Source organism: Variovorax sp. GW821-FHT06D12 (assembly GCF_059419205.1).
In genome coordinates this window covers 1,023,124-1,041,855 of sequence record NZ_JBWKRI010000001.1, presented here as the reverse complement: position 1 = coordinate 1,041,855, position 18,732 = coordinate 1,023,124, and the positions used below count along the sequence as shown (strand labels likewise).

Sequence of the window (18,732 nt, the reverse complement as noted above, 5' to 3'; positions counted from 1 at the left end):
GAAGCGTCATGGCCATGTTGTTTCCCATCCTGGTTTTTCTGTCCGTGTCGCTGACGGTCATCGGCCTGGCGGTGTGGTTCTCCCCATCGCGCACCGCGCAGCGGCTGCAGGCGGTGGCGCTGCCGTCCGACAAGTCGGCCTGGACCGAGACCGCCGTCAAGCTCGTCGGGCCGTTCGCGCAGCTGTCGTCGCCGACCGGCGACGCCGAACTGTCGCCGATGCGCGTGCGCTTTCTCAATGCCGGCATCCGCCATCCGGATGCGTACCTCATCTACTTCGGCCTGAAGACGCTGCTGCCGCTGGGCTTCGCGGCCGTCGTGTTCCTCATGCTGCGCGCGGCGGGGTCGGCGGGCGGCATGACGATGCTGCTGTGGCTCGCGCTGGCGGCGCTGGCCGGCTGTTACTTGCCCAACGCGCTGCTGTACCTTCGCATCCGCGCGCGGCGCCGCGAGATCTTCGAGAACTTTCCCGACGCCGCCGACCTCATGCTGGTGTGCGTGGAGGCGGGGCTCGGACTGGACGCCGGGCTGGCCAAGGTCACCGAGGAAATCCAGATCAAGAGCCGGGCGCTCGCGCAGGAACTGCACTGGACCAACCTGGAAATGCGCGCCGGCGGCACGCGCGAGAAGTCGCTGCGCAACCTGGCGCTGCGCACCGGTGTGGAAGAAATAGGCACCTTCGCCACCATGCTGACCCAGGCGGACCGCTTCGGCACCAGCATCGGGGAGTCGCTGCGCGTGTTTTCGGACGACCTGCGCCACAAGCGCCAGGTGCGCGCCGAGGAGCTGGCGGCGAAGGTGCCGACCAAGATGCTGCTGCCGCTGGTGCTGTGCATCTTCCCGTGCATCTCGCTCGTGATCCTCACGCCGGCGGCGATCCGCGTGATCCGGATGATCGGGCCGATGCTGACCGGGCATCAATGAGGAGGCGACCGGGCCGGAAGGCCGGCCAGGCGCCGCCGCAGCGGATCAGGCCGCCAGCGTGTCGAGCTGGTGCTTGATCGCGTAGATGTACAGCTCAAGCCGGTTCGTGACGCCCAGCTTCTGATAGATCGCGCACAGGTGGTTGCGCAGCGTGTGCTCGGTGACAAAGGCGCGCTCGGCAAGCGCCTTGTTGGACGCGCCGCAGCCCGTCGCGACGATGCGGATGATCTCGCGCTCCTTGTGCGTCAGCGTGGCTTGGCGCGCCGTGTCGGGGTCGGCCTTCGGCGGCTTCCTGGCCGACGTGAGTTCGGAGAAGACGCGGCCCATGGTCTGCGCGTCGACGCAGAGCTCGCCGCGGAACACGCGCTCGATGGCGTCGAGCAGCTGCTGCGCCGAGGCGTCCTTGCCCACCACGCCGCGCGCGCCGCGCAGTATGGCCAGGTCGAGCGTGCGCTGTTCTTTCTCGGCCGTCAGCACCATCACGCGCGACACCTCGTTGGTCAGCAGCCGGGGCAGGATGTCCAGCGCGCTGTGGCCGTCCAGGTCGAGGTCGAGCACGATGACGTCGGGTGCGAGGCTGTGCGCCGTGGCCACTGCTTCGTCGCAACAGCTGGCCGTGCCGACCACCTTCATGCGCGGCTGTTCGCCGTCGATCAGCTTCGACAGGCCCCACAGCATGGTCTTGTGGTCGTCCACGAGCAGCACGGCAATGGGATGGTCGGGATGGTCGAGGGTTTGCATGACGGACTCCTTCCTGTGTCTGCGGCGGGCGGTCAGATCGGGATTTCGATCCGCACCGCCGTGCCGCCATTCGCGCATCGGTCGACATGCGCCTGGCCGCCCAGGGCCGCGGCGCGCTCGGTGAGGGAGCGGGGGTGGAAGGCGGTGAAGCTTTCCTGGCAGGCGTCGTTCTCGATGCACAACGCCAACTGGCCGTTCTTGCAGTCGATGCGCACGCTGCCGTGGCGCGCATGGGTGTGCTTGCAGATGTTGTTCAGCCCTTCGCTGACCATCTGCAGCAGCTCCGCGGTCACGCGGTCGTCCAGGTGCAGCGGGCCGTCGACGGCCATCACGATGTCGATGTCGATGCCGTACAGGCCCTTGATCCGCGCGGCTTGGCGTTCCAGGTGGGGCCGCACGAGCCCGCCGGGATCGTCGTTCGCACCGTGCCTGACTTCGCCGGCGTAGCGGCGCAGGTCGGCGATCACGCCGTCGGCCACGTCCGCGAGCTTGTCCAGGTCTTCGCGCAGCGGGTTGTCGGCGGCGGCCCGCTTGCGCAGCGCGCACAGGCCCATGCGCAGGCCGATGTAGGGTTGGATGGCGGTGTCGTGCAGGTTGAGCGCGATCTTCAGGCGCTCCGTCGACGCGGCTTCGGAGGCCATGCGGTCGAGCACCTCGATGGTCTCGATGACCGGGAAGATCTGTTCCATGAGGTGGGCGAGGAACAGCGCGTCGGACTTGCCCAGCCGCCCGTCGCGCGACGAGATGAACACCCGGCCTTCGCCCAGGCGCATCGGCAGCGGCGCGCTGATGAAGGCCCGCGCCTCCAGCAGGGCGGCGATGGTGGTGCAGCGCTGTGCGCCGGCTTCGTCGGCGCTGCGCCAGGCGGTGGCGCCCGCTTCGAAGACACGGTGCTGCGCGCGCAGGTGGTTCAGCGGCCAGGGCAGGCGGTTGCTCAGCACGACGCTGTCGGGCGCCAGGGCCATGAGCGGCGATTCCGCGAGGCGGCCGATGGTCTCGATGCTCACCTGCTCGCAGGTGTCGTCCTCGCGCAGCGTGCGCAGCAGCCAGGTGCCGGTGGCGCGGTCGCGCGTCAGCAGGATGCAGTGGCTGGCCCGGAAGAAGGCCAGCGTGCGCTCCATCGTGCGGGCGATGGTGCGTCCGGCACCGAAGCGCGGGTTCGACAGCTGGCTCACTTCGCCCAGGAGCGCCAGGCGCCGCTGCAGCGCCAGCTTGGAGCCGCCCCAGTACACGATCATGTGCCCGAGCGCCAGCAGGAAGGCGGTGCGCATCAGCAGCTGCGGCGTGTCGTCCGTGCCCGTGGCCAGTCCGCAGGCGGCGAAGGAGGCGACCGAAGCGATCGTCACGCGGGCGCCTTCCTCGAAGCCCCAGCGGAACGACGAGGTGAGGATGGCGAAGAAGTAGAAAAGGAAGAACAGGCTGTGGGTGCCGTCGGTCACCGCCATGATCAGCGTGAACCACAGCACGTCGGACCAGTGGATGGTTCGGCCCTGGAAGTAGGGCCGCCCCATCGCCGTGCAGACGTGGATCAGCAGGCTGTGAAGGATGTAACCGAAGAAGGCCAGCCAGACCGCTGCGGGGACCTGCTGCCGGCTATCGGCGGCGTCGACCGTGATCGCCAGCAGGGCCGAGATCGACAGCACGAGCCGCATGCGTCCCACCATGAGCGCATCCGCCGCCAGGCTGGCGTCGATGCTGGGGGCGGAGCCGTGCGCTCGCATGGGGATGCATCCGGTGCATGGACCATGTCAGGCACCGCGGGAGATCGCGGTACGGACGGGAGCGCTCGGCAGTGACAGTTTGGAATACATTTTTCTTGCCAGAGACCACAACGTGTGACGAGTTCACATTACTACTTTGGTGTTCAGATGCAATTGAAATCTCGTTCCATTAACGTTTGGTAACTATATTTGCATTGGATTGCATGCGGATAAATGAGGCCGCTGCACAGGGCGGCGAGAGGGCGTGGTGCCGGTTGGGGAGGCCCCGGAGAGGGCGAGGTACCTCAACGGGGCGTCCCGCCTGCCTTGGCGAAGGCGCAGGCCGCGGGGTAACCCCGTTGCGCGGCCTCAGGGCAGGAACAACAACATCCCGTACACCGCAAACAGCATCAGGTGCATGAGCCCCTGGATCGGCGAGGTGCGCTGCCCGTTGAAGCTCAGCAGGCTCAGCACCGCCGTCACCGCAAACAGCAGGGTTTCCGCGCCCGAGATGCCCATGAGCACCTGCTTGCCCGTGACCAGCCCGATGACCAGCACGGCCGGCACCGTGAGCCCGACGGTGGAGACGAAGGCGCCCAGGCACAGGTTGATGGCACGCTGCATCTCGTTGTTCATCGCGGCGCGCACGGCGGTGATCGACTCGGGCGTGAACACGATGATGGCGATGAGCACGCCGCCCACGGCCGCGGGCACGCCGGCCGCGGCAATGCCGTAGTCGGTGACCACCGCGAGGTAGTGCGCGAGCAGCACGATGGGCAGGATCATCGCGAGCAACAGCAGCGAGCGAACGACCACGGCGCGTTTGTCCAGGCGGGCGTGATCGGCCTGCACCGCAGGCGAGGGCGCGACCGCCCGCACCGACATCTGCCCCGGCGCCGGCTGGATGAAGAAGCGCTGGTGGCTGCGCATCTGCATCCAGAGAAACGCGCCGTACAGCACGGCCGTGAGCACCGACATGCCGATCGCCTGCACCGGCGTGAACTCGCCCGCGCCCGAGCTGTGGTTGGGCAGCACCAGCGCCGTGCCGGTCAGCAGCACGATCATCGACAGGTAGGCGCCGGCGCCCTGCGCGTTGTATTCCTGGTCGCCGTGGCGGGCTGCGCCCGCGATCAGGCAGATGCCGATGACGAGGTTCAGGATGATCATCATCACGGCGAAGATCGAGTCGCGCCCGATGGTCGGAAACTCGCCCGGGCCCAGCAGCACCGAGGCGATGAGGATCACCTCGATCGACACGATCGAGAGCGTCAGGATCAGCGTGCCATACGGCTCGCCCAGCTGGTGCGCCAGGTGGTCCGCCTCGCGCACCACGCCGAACGAGGCGGCCAGGATGGTGACGAACAGCGCCAGGAAGACGCAGCCGGCCACCACGGGGCTGATCGGCGCAGCCAGCCAGCGGTCGCCGAAGGCCACGAAGAGCCCGACCACGAGCCAGGCGGCGGCGATCAGGGCCCAGGTGGCGGGCGGGACGAGGCGGGCGGGGGAGGGTGTTGTTGTCATGGGCGTTGTCACTCCGACATCAAGAGGGGAGCCAGGGCCAAGAGGCCGCTGCCGGCGAGGCTCAGCCCGCTCGCGGTCCACAGGGCCTTCACGTCGCGCGGTTCGCAGCCTTCGCGGCGCGCATGCCAGGCAGCGTAGGCCAGGGCCACCGCCATGGTCAGCGCGGGCCAGTGCAGATCAAGACCGTTCATCGCGCGGCCCCCGATGCGGTGCGCGCGCGCGGGCATTCGGCGCGGTAGCACAGCCGGGTTGCGCCCGTGCGCACGTGCAGGCGTACGGCGCCGAGCGTCAACCGGAAGGCATCCGGCACGGTGGCGCGAGCGCGAGGAAGGCGGAAACGGAAGAAGAAGCGTTGCGCGGCGAGGCGCCAGGAAGGGAGCAGTGCGGCCATGTCGAAACTTCGCGAGAAGTCAGGAAAGGGCCGTCCCTTGCAAGGTGAGGGTGCAAGGCCGAGGTCGTCCTCGGCCCGGTTCGCGCAGGGCGCGCGAACGAAAAAATGATAGCAGGGAAATCGGAACTGGCGCCCTCAGCCCCCGCGTGCGCGCACCTGGGCAGCATGCAGGAGGCGGGCGCTGTCCACCTTCTGCTTGGACAGGAGCCGCATCCTGCTGCAGCTCGAGCAACGGTACAGGCGCAGCCAGGGCAACAGGCGCATCCACCCTCTGCGCGGCTGGCGGTCCATGTCCTGAAGGTGGCAGGGGCAGGCGGAAACCGAATGAGTCGACGACATTTGTCAGAGTGACCAAGCTGTCCAGATCCCACCCTGACCAAGCTCTGCGGCTCTTCGGCTACTGGGAATTGAAAGTATTCATTCTTGCGACAAATGTAAACAAGCACACTCACCTGATTTAGGTATTCGCGCCCCGTTTTCCTCGGTTTCGGTCACACCCCGTTTCACTTCTCCCGCGCTTCCTGTGCACCAGTTCACAGAGGGAAAGCCGCCAGTTGACCGGTGTAAACTGCCCGGTTTTCTCCCTCTCTCGCGGTATGGTGCAAGTGTCACGGCGCACAGGCTTCACCGGCTCGGCGCTCACTCGCTTGCTCGCTCAATTGAGCGACATCGACGTTCCCGAATCCAGGCAAGCCCTCGCGGATCGTTTGAGTCAGTGGTTCAGTTGGACCGACGCCATCTCCTTGTCTGCAGCTTTGGATTCCGATCTGGGCGTCGCCGTGTCCGGCGTCCGGGCGTCCGAGGGCGCCGAGGAGGCGCAGGAGTGCGCGCGCCTGAAGGCTGCGCTGGCCAAGGGCAATGCCGACGGCGGCGTGGCCTCGGTGCTGCCGGGCGCGAACGACGACTTTCCGCCGTACCGCCGCCGCTACTTCGCGCGGCAGCAGGCCATGGAAACGGCCATCGAACCGCTGCGCGCGCGTCTGCGGGCCCGGCTCGCCACCCGCTCGCCCGAGCTGGCCCGGCTGGCCGCGGTGGACGCCATCCTGGAACAGGTGGTGGGCGCGCGCGAACGCAGCCTGCTGGCGAGCGTGCCCACGCTGCTGGAGAAACACTTCAAGCGTTTGCGTGAGGCCCATCAGGCCGCGCAGGACGCCAACCCCGACAACCCCCAGCCGCCAGCGACCGCCGCCGCCGGCTGGCTGGACGTGTTCGGCCGTGACATGCAAAGCGTGCTGCGGGCCGAGCTGGACATTCGCATGCAACCGGTCGAAGGCCTGCTAGAAGCCCTTCGCGATCGCTAGCCCCATAAGAGACAACAAGCTTCCATGAACAGATTTTTCCATTACGCCGTCTTCCTCGTGGGCCTGGCCGTCGTGTGCTGGGTCGGTGCCAGCTATGTCGGCCACAACCCGCTGGCCCTGGTGATCACGGCGCTGATCGGCGCGTTCTACCTGATGGGCGCGCTGGAGCTGCACCGCTTCCACCAGGCCACCGGCACGCTGTCGCATGCGGTGAACGACCTGTCGGCGCCGCCGGCCAGCCTCGGCGACTGGCTTGCGGGCCTGCATCCCTCGCTGCGCAACGCGGTGCGCCTGCGCATCGAAGGCGAGCGCGTCGGTCTGCCGGGCCCGGCGCTCACGCCGTACCTCGCGGGCCTGCTGGTGCTGCTGGGCATGCTGGGCACCTTCCTGGGCATGGTGGTCACGCTCAACGGCACGGGGCTGGCGCTCGAAAGCGCGACCGACGTGCAGGCCATCCGCAACTCGCTGTCGGCGCCCGTGCGCGGCCTGGGCCTGGCCTTCGGCACCTCGGTGGCGGGCGTGGCCGCATCGGCCATGCTGGGCCTGGCTTCGGCGCTGTGCCGGCGCGAACGCCTGCTGGCCGGGCAGTCGCTCGACACGCTCATTGCCACGTCGTTGCGCGGCCATTCGCTGGCGCACCGCCGCGAAGAGTCGTTCAAGCTGATGCAGCAACAGGCCCACGCGATGCCCGCGCTGGTCGACCAGCTGCAGGCCATGGTGGCCGCGATGGACCGCCAGAGCCAGTCGATCAACGAACGCCTCGTCGCCAGCCAGGACACCTTCCACCAGAAGACCGAAGCCGCCTACACGGGGCTCGCCGCCTCGGTCGACCGCTCGCTGAAAGACAGCCTGGCCGACAGCGCCCGCATCGCCGGTGAAACCATCCAGCCCGTGGCGAAGGTGATGCCCGAGCTGGTCGGCCAGCTGCAGACCATGATGGCCGCGATGGAGCGCCAGACCCAGACGCAGAACGACCGCTTCGTGGCCAGCCAGGACAGCTTCCACCAGAAGGCGGAAGCCGCGTACACGGGGCTCGCCGCCTCGGTCGACCGCTCGCTGAAGGAGAGCCTGGCCGACAGCGCCCGCATCGCCGGCGAAACCATCCAGCCGGTGGCGAAGGTCATGCCCGAGCTGGTCGGCCAGTTGCAGACGATGATGGCCGCGCTGGAACGCCAGGGCCAGGCACAGAACGAGCGCCTCGTCGCCAGCCAGAACAGCTTCCACCAGAAGGCTGAAGCCGCCTACAGCGGCTTGGCCGCCTCGGTCGATCGCTCGCTGAAGGACAGCCTCACCGACACCGCCCGCATCGCCGGCGCGACGATCCAGCCCGTGGTCGAAGCAGCCATGCTCGGCATCGCGCGCGAAGCCGCGTCGCTGCAAGGCGGCATGGCGCAGGCCGTCGAACGGCAGCTCGAAGGCCTCACGGGCCGCTTCGAGGCCTCGACCGCCGGCGTGGCCGACACCTGGAAGGCCGCACTGGCCGAACACGAGCGCGCGAGCGGGGCGCTGTCGAGCGACCTGCGCGGCACGCTCGAACGCTTTGCCGAGACCTTCGAGCAGCGCTCGGCCGCGCTGGTCGAGGGCGTGTCGGCCCGCCTCGAAAGCACCGTGGGCAGCGTGTCCGACACCTGGGGCAGCGCGCTCGCGCAGCACCAGCGCGTCAGCGAAAAACTGTCCGGTGATTCGCACCAGGCGCTCGCCGCCGCTGCCGCCACTTTCGAACAGCATTCGGTCGCGCTGCTGCGCACCGTAGGCGAGGCGCACACCAGCCTGCAGACCGAACTGGCGGCGCGCGATGCGCAGCGCCTGTCGGCCTGGAGCCAGTCGCTCGAAGCCATGGCCGCGTCGCTGCAGAAGGAATGGCAACAGGCCGGCGCGCACACGCTGAGCCAGCAACAGCAACTGAGCGACACGCTGGCGCAGGCCGCGCGCGACGTGTCGGCGCAGGCCGAAGCGCATGCCAAGCAGACCGTCGCCGAAGTCGCGCAGCTGCTGCAGGCCGCGTCGGACGCACCCCGCGCCGCCGCCTCGCTGCTCGACACCGTGCGCGAGGCGCACGTCAACCTGCAGACCGAACTCGCCACGCGCGACGCGCAGCGCCTCGCGGCCTGGAGCGGCTCGCTCGAAACCATGGCCGCCTCGCTGCAGAAGGAATGGCAGCAGGCCGGCGCGCACAGCCTGAGCCAGCAGCAGCAGATGAGCGAGACGCTGGCGCAGACCGTGCGCGACATGTCGGCGCAGGCCGAGGCCAACGCCAAGCAGACCGTGGCCGAAGTCGCGCAGCTGCTGCAGGTGGCGGCCGAGGCACCGAAGGCCGCGGCCGACGTGATCGCCGAGCTGCGCCAGAAACTGTCGGACGGCATGGCGCGCGACAACGACATGCTCGAAGAACGCGGCCGCATCCTCGGCACGCTCGAAACCCTGCTCGGCGCGGTGAACCATGCCTCGACCGAACAGCGCAGCGCCATCGACGCGCTCGTCACGGCCTCGGCCGACATGATGGAGCGCGTGGGCAGCCGCTTCACCGAGAAGGTCGAGAGCGAGACCGAGAAGATGGCCGGCATCGCCGCGCAGATCACCGGCGGCGCGGTCGAGGTGGCGAGCCTGGGCGAGGCCTTCGGCTTTGCCGTGCAGCGCTTTGGCGAATCGAACGACAAGCTGGTGGCGCACCTGCAGCGCATCGAAGGCGCGCTGGGCAAGTCGCTCGCGCGCAGCGACGAGCAGCTGGCCTACTACGTGGCGCAGGCGCGCGAGGTGATCGACCTGAGCATCATGTCGCAAAAGCAGATCGTCGAAGACCTGCAGCAGTTCGCCAGCCGCCAGACCGCCGTGACCAGCGAGGCCTGAGATGGTGCGCGACGAGATCGACCTCGACGCCGGCCTGGAGCCGACCGTCCCCGTGTGGGCGGTGTTCGGCGACCTGATGGCGGGCATGCTGGGCGCGTTCGTGCTGATCCTGGTGTGCGTGCTCGGCATGCAGCTGGACCTGGCGAGCCGCCTCGAAACCGAGGTGCAGCAGCGCCGCGCCGAATCGCAGCGCCGCGAGGCGCTCGAGCAGGCGCTGGCCGGCCCGCTTGCGGCGGGCCGCGTCACGCTCAACAACGGCCGCATCGGCATCAGCGGCAGCGTGCTGTTCGCCTTCAATTCCGCCGACCTGCAGCCCGGCGGCCGGCAACTGCTCAAGAGCCTGGCCGGCCCGCTGGGCGCCTACCTGAAGGCGCGCGACGAGATCCTGATGGTGAGCGGCTTCACCGACGACCGGCAGATGCGCGACGGCGCGCGCCTGTTCGCAGACAACTGGGAGCTGTCGGCCCAGCGCGCGCTCACCGTGACGCGCGCGCTGATCGAAGAGGGCGTGCCCTCGTCGTCGGTGTTCGCCGCCGCCTTCGGTGCCGAACAGGCCGTGGCCTCGAACAGCGACGCCGAAGGGCGCGCAAAGAACCGCCGCGTGGAGATGGCGCCGACGCCCCGGCCCAAGAACGCCCCCGACGCTGCGAAGTCCCGTGAGTAACGACGGCGCACCGGACGATCAGGTCGACGCGATCGCGGCGCTCGACGCCTGGCGCACGCGCGGCGACGACCGCTTCGACCCGGTGCGCTTCCGCTTCATCGAGGCGATGGCGCAGCGCGCGGCGGCGCACGAGGGCGAGGCGCGGCGCTTGCTCGATGCGCGGCTGGCCAGCCTCATGGCGACCTATCGCGCCGATCTGGAGAAGGTCGCGCCCGAGGCTGAAGCGCCGGCCGATGCGCCGCTGCACACCGCACTCGCGGAGCTGATGAACCACATCGCCCAGCTCGCGCCGCTGCCGCCCCCGCCCGACGCGGAGGCGACCGACGGTGACACCGTGCCCAGCCTGTCCACGGCGCCCGAGCTCAAGACGCTGAGCTACTTCCGCGGCACCTGGTCCAAGCTCGCCGCCGACCAGCGCGTGACGCAGTCGCTCGCCAAGGTGCCGAAGAACGCCGGCCCGCTCAACACGCACCACCTGGTGCAGCGCGCGCTCACGCTGATGCGCGACCTGTCGCCGCAGTACCTGCAGCGCTTCATGGCGCACGTCGACGCGCTGTTGTGGATCGAGCAGGTGAACGCCGCCGCCGAGGCCGCGCGCGTGGCGCGCACCGAGAGCCCGCGCAAGAGTTCGCGCAGCCGCGCGAGCTAGAAGCTCAGCCCGCCGCGTCGTGGCACACGACGCACAGCTTGTTGCCGTCCGGGTCGCGGAAGTACGCGCCGTAGTAATCGGGGTGGTAGTGCGTGCGCAGCCCCGGCGGGCCTTCGCAGCTGCCGCCGTGCGCGAGCGCGATGCGGTGCACCGCGTCGACCATCGCCCGCGTGCCGGCGGTGAACGCCGCCATCTGGCCGTTGCCCGCGTCGTGCGGCCGGCCGTCGTGGGGCTGGCAGATCACGAAGAAGGGCCGCGCGCGCCCCGCGCTGTGCCAGCCCGCCCAGGGCTTTTCGGGCTCGCAGAAGCGGCGCTCCAGGCCGAGGCCGTCCATCACCGCGTCGTAGAAGGCCAGCGCGCGGTCGAAGTCGGAGACGCTGAAGAAGACATGAGAGAACATTTCGGCTCCTAGTGAAGCGGGGGAACGGTCGGCGTGAAATCGTCAGCGCGGCCAGAGCCACCAGGCCAACCCGGCCGCCACCAGCACCCAGATGCCGATGACCAGGGCCATGCCAGTCTTGCTCGTCGGCTTGCTGCCCGTGCGCGCCACCCATTCCTCGGCCCGCACGCGGCTGCGCGTGACGACCTCGGGCGGCAGCAGGCGCACCGCGAGCCAGATCAGTGCGGGCAGCAGCAGCACGTCGTCGAGGTAGCCGAGCACGGGAATGAAGTCGGGAATCAGATCGATGGGGCTGAGCGCATAGGCCACGGTGAACCAGCACAGCGCCTTCGGCCCCCACGGCGTGGCCGGGTCGCGGCAGGCGAACCAGAGGGTGAGGGCATCGCGCTTGATGCGGCGCGCCCAGTCGCGCAGGTTCATGGTGGTCACGCGCCTCAGGCCGCGCTGCGCGGACCGAACATGATGATGCCCATGCCGACGAAGCACACGGCCACGCCGACCCAGTCGCTGGCCGAAGGCGTCACCTTGTCCACCGCCCAGAGCCACAGGATGGCGACGCCGATGTAGACCCCGCCGTAGGCCGCATACACGCGGCCCGCGGCGGTCGGGTGCAGCGAGAGCAGCCACGCGAAGAGCGCCAGGCTCAGCGCGGCGGGCAGCAGCAGCCAGGCCGACTGGCCCTGCTTGAGCCACAGGTAGGGCAGGTAGCAGCCGACGATTTCCGCGAGCGCGGTCGCGATGAAGAGGCCGAGGGTCTTGAGCAGGTCCATGCCCGCCATTGTGGCGGCCGCCTGGCGACTAAGGCTGTCGTCCGGGCCCGGTGCCTGGGCGCGACGACGGCTCCCACACATCGGGCGTGGTGGCGACCAGCGACTTGAAGTCCTTCCATGGCCGCGCGCCCGGCACCGTGCGCCCGCCGACGATCACGACCTTGGCGTAGGCCACCATGCGCTCGCGCAGGTAGCGGCGCTCGGACTCGGGCCAGGTCTCGATGGCGTGCGGGCCGCGCGACAGCACGATCTCCTTCACGCCGCGGATGCGGTTGTAGGCGGCCACGGTGCCTTCGAGCGATTCGGCGCGGTCCCACAGGCCCTTGCCGAAGAAGGCGGCGGGCCAGCGGTCCATGCCCGCGAGTGTGGCGGAGTTCGGATAGAACAGGATGTGGTGCTCCGCCGCCATGCCGCCCAGGAACAGGTTGCGGTCGGCCAGGTCGGGCGCGTCGGGCAGGTAGCCCGCGCCGCTGGCGAACGACGACAGCAGGATGGCCCCGCGGATGTTGCGCCAGCCGCGCGCCGGCGTGCAGTTGGGCACCGGCATGTCGAAGCTGCAGGCGGCCACGTAGTTGCGCGTCATGGCCCAGGCGGTCGACATCGAGCCGCGCGAGTAGCCGCCCAGCACCAGCGGAATCTCGCTGGCCTTCTGCCCCGCCAGCAGCCGGCCGCGCGCGGCGTTGCCTTCGAGCAATTGGCCCGCCGGCGTGAGCAGCCGCAGGCCCTGGCCGTGCTCGAGCTGGGCGAGCACGCGGAACACGTCCTCGCCTTGCTCCAGCGTGTTGGTGTCGCTCACGCCGCCCGACAGGCCTTCGCCGCGCCGGTCGTAGGCCAGCACGTCGAAGCCGGCCTGGTTCAGCGCGTGCAGGTTCTCGCGCCACCAGCGCTGGCCCATGGCCTCGGTGGTGCCGTTGGGGAAAGACACCGGCACGGCCTTGCCGCTGGCGCCCTCGATGCGGTAGGCCACTTCGTCCGGGTGCTGGAGGGCCGTGAGCTGCCCGCCACCGCCCGCCGCCATGACGGCGAGGGCGCGCACCTTGCGGCCGCGCCCGTCGTCCACGCCCGCGCCTTCGAGGTACCAGCCGCGCAGCTTGATCGGGTCGGTGAGCTTCAGGTCGAGCCGTTCGAAGGTGTCGCGCGGTACGGTGAACTCGACGATGTGGGTGCGCGCGTCGGCCTCGGCAATGCCTTCGCGGTAGGGTGCCTTGGCGAAGAAGGCGGGGCGGCGGATCTGCTTCAGATCGACTGTCGGGCTGTCGGCATCGATGCGTCCGGCCGGATCGACCGCGCCCGTCACGCGCGTGGCCCGGGCCTTGTTGGGCGGCAGCCAGCGTTGCATCTGCGCGTTCACGCGTTCGAAGCAGGCCGGCTCGGCCTTGCAGGTGCGCCAGCGCGCCTTGAGCTGGTCGTCGGTGAACGCGCCGACGTGGTAGTCGCCGCCCGCGTAGCCGGTGGGCACGGGGTAGGCGCTCATGAGCACCGGCACGCACACGCGCGGGCCGCCGGCGTTCACCGCGGTACCGGCCTGCGGCAGCAGGTAGCCGCCCACCCGCGCGTTGCGGTCGGCGCCGACCCAGGCCATGCAGTCGGTGGGCGGCGGCTTGCTGGCGGCGGCCTGGCGCTGTTCGGCGGTGGTGCCGGTGGTGCAGGCGGACAGGCCCAGCAGGGCACCGAGCAGGGCGAGCGGAAGGGTGGCGCGGGAGGAACGCATGGGGCGGGAAACGCTCGCGGAATGAAGAACCATGTGATTGGAACGCAGCCGAGGCGCAAAAAGGGACCGCACAGGACCAAGCGTGAACAAATGGATGCCGATACTGTTGCAGAAGGCATGCCAGCGCGGCGGGTGTGAACGCCGCGTTCTGGCGCAGGAGGGTTCCTACTGCTTGTGACCGGACGCTGCTTCCTGAAGCAGGGGCTGGCGCGCCATCACCTCGTCGCGCGGGCCGTGGTCGCGCACATGGCCGGCTTCCATGAGGATCACGGTGTCGAAGCGCTCGAGCAGGCTCAGCCGGTGCACCGACGCGATCACGCAGGCCTGCGGGAACGCCGCCGCGATGCGCCCGAGCACGCGCGCCTCGGTGGCAGCGTCGAGCGCGCTGGTCGGCTCGTCGAGCAGCAGCAGCGAACTGCCTTCGGCGGCGAGCACGCCGCGCGCCAGGCACAGCCGCTGGCGCTGGCCGCCCGACAGGTTGAAGCCGCGTTCCGAGATCGCGCTGTCGAGGTCGCCGTGCGTGGCCTGCAGCACCTCGTCGAAGGTGCTCGTGTGCAGCGCGGCGCGCAGGCGCGCGTCGTCGCAGGGACGACCGAAGGCCAGGTTCTCGCGCACGCTGGCCTCGAACAGCTCGGTCTCCTGCGGGATCAGCGTGGCGAGCTGGCGCAGCCGGGCCCAGTCGGTCCGCTCGCCGTCGAGCGAGAGTGTGCCGCCATGCGGTGCATACAGGCCGGCCAGCACGCGCAGCAGCGTGCTCTTGCCGCCGCCGCTCGGGCCCACGAGCGCCACGCGCTGGCCCCGGCGCAGCGTGAGCGCCACGTCGTGCAGGCCGCTGCGCGTGGGCGCGGCCGGGTCGTCGGCGACGGCACCGCGAGGGGCGTAGCGCCATTGCAGCTGGGCGACCTGCAACTGCGTCCACGGCGCCTGCGCGTCGATGCGTTCATGCGCCGGCACTTCCTCGGGCGGGGCCTCGAGCGTGGGGCTCGTCGGCGCATGCCAGATCGGTTCGGCGCTGCTGTAGTCGGTGTGCATGCGCGCAAAGAAACTGAAGTTGGCCGCCACCGAGGTGACCACGCCCGCCGCCTGCTGCGCGTACTGGTAGATCATGAACACCGCGCCCAGCATCACGGCCTGGCCCGGTGCGCGTGCCTGCCACACATAGATGACGACCAGGCCCCACGTCAGCGCCAGCCCCATCAGGTCGACCGCGAACCACTTGCCCTCGTTGAGCACCACGGTGCGCTTCAGCGGCAGCGACACGGCCGCCATGCGACGGCGCAGCAACAGGCGCGACGCGCCCTGCAGCCGCAGGCCGATCACCGTGGAGGCATTGCCCAGGAAGTCGAGCAGCGCGGCCACGTAGCGCCGGTCGGCGTCGTTCTCGGCGCGCGCGAGCTTCATCAGGGCGCGGTCGATGCGCACGATCACCACGCCGATCAGCGCATAGCCCGCGAGCGCCGTCACGCCGCTGGTGCGCGACAGCAGCGCCAGCGCCACCAGCGGCCCGACGAAGTTGACGGCGTTGGTGAGCCAGATGAACTGGTTCTGCGCGAAGTCGGCGAGCGCGCGGCTGGCCTGGTGCACGCGGTGCTGCAGCTCGCCCGAGTGGTGGCTGTCGTGCCAGGCGAGCGGCGCGGCGGCGATGCGCGCATAGAGCTGGTCGGCCAGCGTCTCGCGCACCTTCAGGCCCACGTTGCGCTCGAGGATGCGGCCCGGTCCGTGCAGCGCCCAGGCGCCGACATACACGGCCGCGAGCGTGGCGATCCAGCGGCCCGCCGCGGGCAGGTCGCCGCGTTGCAGCGCGTTGATGGCCTGGCCGGCGAGGTAGGGCAGCGTGAGGCGGATCAGCTGCGAGCTGGCGAGCAGCGCGGTGGCGGCCAGCAGCTGCGCACGCGCACCGGCCGCAAAGTGCCACAGCGCGGCGTAGAGCGCGCGGATGGCGCGGCCGGGGGATTCGGTGGAGGAGGTCGTCGAGCCCGTCATGCGCGCTTCACCCCGCCTTGCGGAAGGTGAGGTTGATGCGCTGCGCGCCGAGCCGTGCCTGCAGCGGATGCGGTGCGTCCTTGAGCGGCAGCACGCCATGAAAGCGCAGCCGGTCCACGCCGCCCCACACCACCACGTCGCCGTGCACCAGCGGAATGCGGGTGGTCTTGTCGGTGCGCGCGAGCCCGCCGAACTGGAACACCGCCGGCATGCCCAGCGACACCGACACGATCGGCGCGCCGTGGTCGCGCTCGTCGCGGTCCTGGTGCAGCGAGAGCCGGCTGCCCGGCTGGTAGCGGTTGACCAGGCAGGCGTCGGGCGCAAAGCCGTCGAAACCGGCCAGCGCCGCCGCGTCGCGCGCGAGCTGCGTAAACGCTTCGGGCATCGCGGGCCAGGGCGCGCCGCTGTCGGGGTCGACCGCGCTGTAGCGGTAGCCGCGCCGGTCGCTGGTCCAGCCGAGCGCACCGCAGTTGGTGAGCGCGACCGACATGGTGAAGCCGCCCGGCGTGACCAGGTGGCGGAACGGCGCGCGCGCCGCCACGTCGTCGATGGCGTCGAGCAGCGCCTCGGCGCGCGGCAGCGCAAAGCCCGGCAGCACGAAGGCGGCCGGGCCGATCGGCTCGCGCGCGGCGCGCGGCGGCGCGTCGAAGAGGTCGAACGTCATGGGGGCATTGTCGCCAGCGACAGGGGCGCTTCGGACCGTGACCGTGGCTGCGATGCATTCAAGCTGTCACAAAGCGTCACTAGCATTCCGAGCACCAAAGCAGTACCCGGCACCGACCCGGCGCCTGCGATTCCTCCTTCGTCACAGGACCCGGCATGTCTCGCGTTGCTCGGTCACGGTGGGTGTGTGTCTTGACCCTGATCCTCGGAATTCTGTCCCTCGCGGCCGTGTCGCATGCCGGCGAACCCGCGCCTTCGCCCGATGCGGCGGGGCGCATCGCCTTCGACCTGCCGGCCCAGCCGCTGGCCACCGCCGTGCAGGTCTACGCTCAGGCGACGGGGCAGTCCGTGTTCTTCGACGGGCAGCTCACCGCCGGCCTCGAATCCGCCGCGTTGCACGGCCTGTTCACCCCGCGCGAGGCGCTGCAGCGCCTGCTGGCCGGCACGCGGCTGGCCGCGCGCCACACCGACGCGCGCACCTTCACGCTGGTCGAGGCCGAGGCGCCGCCGCCCGCGGTTGCGACGACACCGGCCGCGCCCGCCGCCCCCGCCATGTCTTCGCGCGACGCGCGCGTGGTGCAGCAGGCGCTGGAACGCACGCTGTGCCGCTGGCCGCATGCGCGCCCCGGCACCTACCGCGCGCTCGTGCAGCTGTGGGTGGGCCCAAGCGGCCATGTGCGGCGCACGCGGCTGCTCAGTTCCACCGGCCTGGCGCAGCGCGACGCCGCGCTCGAAGCGGCAATGAACACCTTGGTGCTCGACCGTCCGCCCGAAGGCGAGGCCGACCAGCCGCTCACGGTGCTGCTGCTGCCGCGCACCGGCGACCGCCCCGACGTCTGCGACGCAGCGGTTTCTCCCTGAGCACGCCGTGGAACAGGACACCCCCGGCTTCCTGCGCAGTCTGCTGACCAGCCGCTACATCGACTTCCGCAACCGCCTGCGCCGCCGCCTGGGCTCGGAAGAGCAGGCCGACGACGTGCTGCACGAAACCTGGCTGCGCGTGCAGCGCATGAGCGACCCCGGCCCGGTGCAAAGCCCCATGGCCTACCTGCTGCGCATCGCGTCGAACGTGGCGGAAGACCGGCGCATCTCCCACGGGCGGCTGCTCGACTTCGTGGAGGTCGAGGAGCTGCTGCATTTTTCGGACGACAGCCACGACCCGGCCCGCGTCTCGGAGGCGCGCAGCGAGGTGCAGGCGCTGGAGCGCGCGCTCGAGGAGCTGCCGCGCCGCCGCCGCGACATCTTCATCGCCTCGCGCGTGGACGAGACGCCGCATGCCGACCTGGCGCGGCGCTACGGCGTGTCGGTGCGCATCGTCGAGCGTGAAGTGAAGGCCGCGCTGGTGCATTGCGCGGGTCGTTTGGGACGCGATGTGATCCAGAGGTTCGGTCCCGGGGCCGGAAAACAGTCTGAGAAGACATGATGGCCGCACCCACCCCGACCGACCGCGATCGCGCCGCGCTGGAAACGCAGGCGCACGACTGGCTCGTGCGCCTGACCTCCGGCCGCGCCACCACCGGCGACGCGCAGGATTTCCGCCGCTGGTGCGCCCGCAGCCCGCAGCACGCGCAGGCCATGGCCGAGGCGACGCGCCTGTGGGACCTGACCCGGCCCGCCGCCGAGGCGGTGGCGAAGCGCATGCCCGCGATGGACACGCCGCCGCGCGCGGCCATCGCCATGTCGCGCCCGCCGATGTTCGGCCGCCGCCAGTTCCTCGGCGCCGCGCTCGCGGCCGGTGCCGCCGCCTTCGTGGTGGTGCGCCCGCCGGCCGGCCTGTGGCCCGCGCTGTCCGACATGACGGCCGACTACCGCACCGGCACCGGTGAGCAGCGCCGCGTGGTGCTCGCCGATGCGGCGGCGGTGGTCGAAATGAACACGCAGACCAGCCTCAACCTCGCGCGCGGCGCCGAGGGCGAGCCGCCCGTGCTCGACATGCTCGGCGGCGAAGCGCAGGTGCAGCTCGACGCGGCGCGCCGCGCGCCCTTCACCATGACGGTGGGCGGCGCGCGCCTCGTGGCCGCGGCGGCCAGCCGCTTCAATGTGCGCGCCACCGGCGGCGAGGTGTGCGTGACCTGCTTCGCGGGCTCGGTCGAGCTGCGCGACGGCGAGCGCGTGCTGGTGGCGGGCGAGGCGCAGCAGATCCGCTACGGCGGCCGGCGCGAGGCCGAGGTGGCGCGCGCGCCCGACCTCGCGGCGGTGGCCGCCTGGCGCGAGCGCGTGCTGGTGTTCGACGACACGCCGCTGGCGGCCGTGGTCGACGAGATCAACCGCTACCGGCCGGGCCGCCTCATCGTCACGCGCGCCGAACTCGGCCGCCGCAAGGTGCAGGCGCGGCTGCGGCTGGACGAGCTGCCGCATGTCGAGACGCTGATTGCCGTGAGCTACGGCGCGAAGCTCACGAGCCTGCCCGCCGGCATCGTGCTGCTCGGGTAGCCGCGCTGTGTGACGCGGCTGTGAAAAAAGCGGCG

At 70.4% G+C, this 18,732-nt stretch carries 19 protein-coding genes; 8 read left to right on the top strand and 11 right to left on the bottom strand.

Features of this window, described 5'->3' with window-relative positions; all coding sequences use genetic code 11:
- Positions 1-8 precede the first annotated feature (8 nt).
- Entirely contained in the window at positions 9-923 is a 915-nt protein-coding gene (locus AC07SQ_RS04795; protein ID WP_495270586.1) for a type II secretion system F family protein, read from the top strand.
- 45 nt (positions 924-968) lie between these two features.
- Here AC07SQ_RS04795 and AC07SQ_RS04790 read toward each other — a convergent pair whose 3' ends face one another.
- From AC07SQ_RS04790 to AC07SQ_RS04770, 5 genes are all read right to left on the bottom strand, one after another.
- Entirely contained in the window at positions 969-1,664 is a 696-nt protein-coding gene (locus tag AC07SQ_RS04790) for a response regulator (RefSeq protein WP_495270587.1), read from the bottom strand.
- Positions 1,665-1,696: 32 nt separating this feature from the next.
- The gene (locus AC07SQ_RS04785; protein ID WP_495270588.1) at positions 1,697-3,385 is read right to left on the bottom strand and encodes a sensor histidine kinase; all 1,689 of its coding nucleotides are present in this window, start codon (positions 3,383-3,385) and stop codon (positions 1,697-1,699) included.
- A 348-nt stretch (positions 3,386-3,733) separates the two neighbouring features.
- Positions 3,734-4,885: a calcium:cation antiporter gene (locus AC07SQ_RS04780; protein WP_495270589.1), complete on the bottom strand. Its 1,152-nt coding sequence runs from the start codon at positions 4,883-4,885 to the stop codon at positions 3,734-3,736.
- Between the two features lie 8 nt (positions 4,886-4,893).
- Complete coding sequence (locus tag AC07SQ_RS04775; RefSeq protein WP_495270590.1) at positions 4,894-5,076, bottom strand: hypothetical protein; 183 nt, start codon at positions 5,074-5,076, stop codon at positions 4,894-4,896.
- A complete protein-coding gene (locus AC07SQ_RS04770; RefSeq protein ID WP_495270591.1) occupies positions 5,073-5,276 on the bottom strand; it encodes a hypothetical protein in 204 nt (67 codons plus the stop codon). The genes AC07SQ_RS04775 and AC07SQ_RS04770 overlap by 4 nt, the downstream gene beginning before the upstream one ends.
- Before the next feature lie 596 nt (positions 5,277-5,872).
- Between AC07SQ_RS04770 and AC07SQ_RS04765 the strand changes: the two genes are divergently transcribed.
- Genes AC07SQ_RS04765 through AC07SQ_RS04750 form a run of 4 tightly spaced genes read left to right on the top strand, consistent with a single transcriptional unit; the run spans position 5,873 to position 10,737 of the window.
- Positions 5,873-6,577 carry a DUF3348 domain-containing protein gene (locus AC07SQ_RS04765; RefSeq protein WP_095745831.1) on the top strand — a complete coding sequence of 235 codons (705 nt, stop codon included), beginning with the start codon at positions 5,873-5,875 and terminating at the stop codon, positions 6,575-6,577.
- A gap of 24 nt (positions 6,578-6,601) precedes the next feature.
- The gene (locus AC07SQ_RS04760; RefSeq protein WP_495270592.1) at positions 6,602-9,424 is read left to right on the top strand and encodes a DUF802 domain-containing protein; all 2,823 of its coding nucleotides are present in this window, start codon (positions 6,602-6,604) and stop codon (positions 9,422-9,424) included.
- Between the two features lies 1 nt (position 9,425).
- Positions 9,426-10,088, top strand: coding sequence for an OmpA family protein (locus AC07SQ_RS04755; protein WP_139706701.1), 663 nt, complete (start codon positions 9,426-9,428; stop codon positions 10,086-10,088).
- Entirely contained in the window at positions 10,081-10,737 is a 657-nt protein-coding gene (locus AC07SQ_RS04750; protein WP_495270593.1) for a DUF2894 domain-containing protein, read from the top strand. The genes AC07SQ_RS04755 and AC07SQ_RS04750 overlap by 8 nt, the downstream gene beginning before the upstream one ends.
- 4 nt (positions 10,738-10,741) lie before the next feature.
- Here the strand turns inward: AC07SQ_RS04750 and AC07SQ_RS04745 are convergent, their stop codons facing one another.
- The 6 genes from AC07SQ_RS04745 to alkB form a co-directional block, all read right to left on the bottom strand.
- The gene (locus AC07SQ_RS04745; RefSeq protein ID WP_307585192.1) at positions 10,742-11,137 is read right to left on the bottom strand and encodes a VOC family protein; all 396 of its coding nucleotides are present in this window, start codon (positions 11,135-11,137) and stop codon (positions 10,742-10,744) included.
- Between the two features lie 42 nt (positions 11,138-11,179).
- Positions 11,180-11,557: a YkvA family protein gene (locus AC07SQ_RS04740; protein ID WP_307635819.1), complete on the bottom strand. Its 378-nt coding sequence runs from the start codon at positions 11,555-11,557 to the stop codon at positions 11,180-11,182.
- Between the two features lie 14 nt (positions 11,558-11,571).
- The gene (locus AC07SQ_RS04735) at positions 11,572-11,907 is read right to left on the bottom strand and encodes a YnfA family protein (protein ID WP_062474197.1); all 336 of its coding nucleotides are present in this window, start codon (positions 11,905-11,907) and stop codon (positions 11,572-11,574) included.
- Between the two features lie 28 nt (positions 11,908-11,935).
- Entirely contained in the window at positions 11,936-13,618 is a 1,683-nt protein-coding gene (locus tag AC07SQ_RS04730) for an alpha/beta fold hydrolase (protein ID WP_495270594.1), read from the bottom strand.
- A gap of 165 nt (positions 13,619-13,783) precedes the next feature.
- Positions 13,784-15,601: an ABC transporter ATP-binding protein gene (locus AC07SQ_RS04725; protein ID WP_495270595.1), complete on the bottom strand. Its 1,818-nt coding sequence runs from the start codon at positions 15,599-15,601 to the stop codon at positions 13,784-13,786.
- 7 nt (positions 15,602-15,608) lie between these two features.
- A complete protein-coding gene (alkB, locus tag AC07SQ_RS04720; RefSeq protein WP_495270596.1) occupies positions 15,609-16,265 on the bottom strand; it encodes a DNA oxidative demethylase AlkB in 657 nt (218 codons plus the stop codon).
- A gap of 191 nt (positions 16,266-16,456) precedes the next feature.
- Between alkB and AC07SQ_RS04715 the strand changes: the two genes are divergently transcribed.
- The 3 genes from AC07SQ_RS04715 to AC07SQ_RS04705 are packed head-to-tail and all read left to right on the top strand — an operon-like array spanning position 16,457 to position 18,697.
- Positions 16,457-17,125, top strand: a complete 669-nt coding sequence (locus AC07SQ_RS04715; protein ID WP_495270597.1) for an STN domain-containing protein — start codon at positions 16,457-16,459, stop codon at positions 17,123-17,125.
- A gap of 7 nt (positions 17,126-17,132) precedes the next feature.
- Positions 17,133-17,687, top strand: coding sequence for an RNA polymerase sigma factor (locus tag AC07SQ_RS04710; protein WP_070061142.1), 555 nt, complete (start codon positions 17,133-17,135; stop codon positions 17,685-17,687).
- On the top strand, positions 17,687-18,697 hold the full coding sequence (locus tag AC07SQ_RS04705) for a FecR family protein (protein WP_495270598.1): 1,011 nt from the start codon (positions 17,687-17,689) through the stop codon (positions 18,695-18,697). The genes AC07SQ_RS04710 and AC07SQ_RS04705 overlap by 1 nt, the downstream gene beginning before the upstream one ends.
- Positions 18,698-18,732: the final 35 nt, after the last annotated feature.

Coding starts and splice junctions, on each gene's coding strand:
- AC07SQ_RS04740 (WP_307635819.1), bottom strand. CDS start 11,557: ATGAACCTGCGCGACTGGGCGCGCCGCATCAAGCGCGATGCCCTCACC.
- AC07SQ_RS04755 (WP_139706701.1), top strand. CDS start 9,426: ATGGTGCGCGACGAGATCGACCTCGACGCCGGCCTGGAGCCGACCGTC.
- AC07SQ_RS04795 (WP_495270586.1), top strand. CDS start 9: ATGGCCATGTTGTTTCCCATCCTGGTTTTTCTGTCCGTGTCGCTGACG.
- AC07SQ_RS04790 (WP_495270587.1), bottom strand. CDS start 1,664: ATGCAAACCCTCGACCATCCCGACCATCCCATTGCCGTGCTGCTCGTG.
- AC07SQ_RS04705 (WP_495270598.1), top strand. CDS start 17,687: ATGGCCGCACCCACCCCGACCGACCGCGATCGCGCCGCGCTGGAAACG.
- AC07SQ_RS04775 (WP_495270590.1), bottom strand. CDS start 5,076: ATGAACGGTCTTGATCTGCACTGGCCCGCGCTGACCATGGCGGTGGCC.
- AC07SQ_RS04745 (WP_307585192.1), bottom strand. CDS start 11,137: ATGTTCTCTCATGTCTTCTTCAGCGTCTCCGACTTCGACCGCGCGCTG.
- AC07SQ_RS04735 (WP_062474197.1), bottom strand. CDS start 11,907: ATGGACCTGCTCAAGACCCTCGGCCTCTTCATCGCGACCGCGCTCGCG.
- AC07SQ_RS04785 (WP_495270588.1), bottom strand. CDS start 3,385: ATGCGAGCGCACGGCTCCGCCCCCAGCATCGACGCCAGCCTGGCGGCG.
- AC07SQ_RS04770 (WP_495270591.1), bottom strand. CDS start 5,276: ATGGCCGCACTGCTCCCTTCCTGGCGCCTCGCCGCGCAACGCTTCTTC.
- AC07SQ_RS04765 (WP_095745831.1), top strand. CDS start 5,873: ATGGTGCAAGTGTCACGGCGCACAGGCTTCACCGGCTCGGCGCTCACT.
- AC07SQ_RS04760 (WP_495270592.1), top strand. CDS start 6,602: ATGAACAGATTTTTCCATTACGCCGTCTTCCTCGTGGGCCTGGCCGTC.
- AC07SQ_RS04780 (WP_495270589.1), bottom strand. CDS start 4,885: ATGACAACAACACCCTCCCCCGCCCGCCTCGTCCCGCCCGCCACCTGG.
- AC07SQ_RS04730 (WP_495270594.1), bottom strand. CDS start 13,618: ATGCGTTCCTCCCGCGCCACCCTTCCGCTCGCCCTGCTCGGTGCCCTG.
- alkB (WP_495270596.1), bottom strand. CDS start 16,265: ATGACGTTCGACCTCTTCGACGCGCCGCCGCGCGCCGCGCGCGAGCCG.
- AC07SQ_RS04725 (WP_495270595.1), bottom strand. CDS start 15,601: ATGACGGGCTCGACGACCTCCTCCACCGAATCCCCCGGCCGCGCCATC.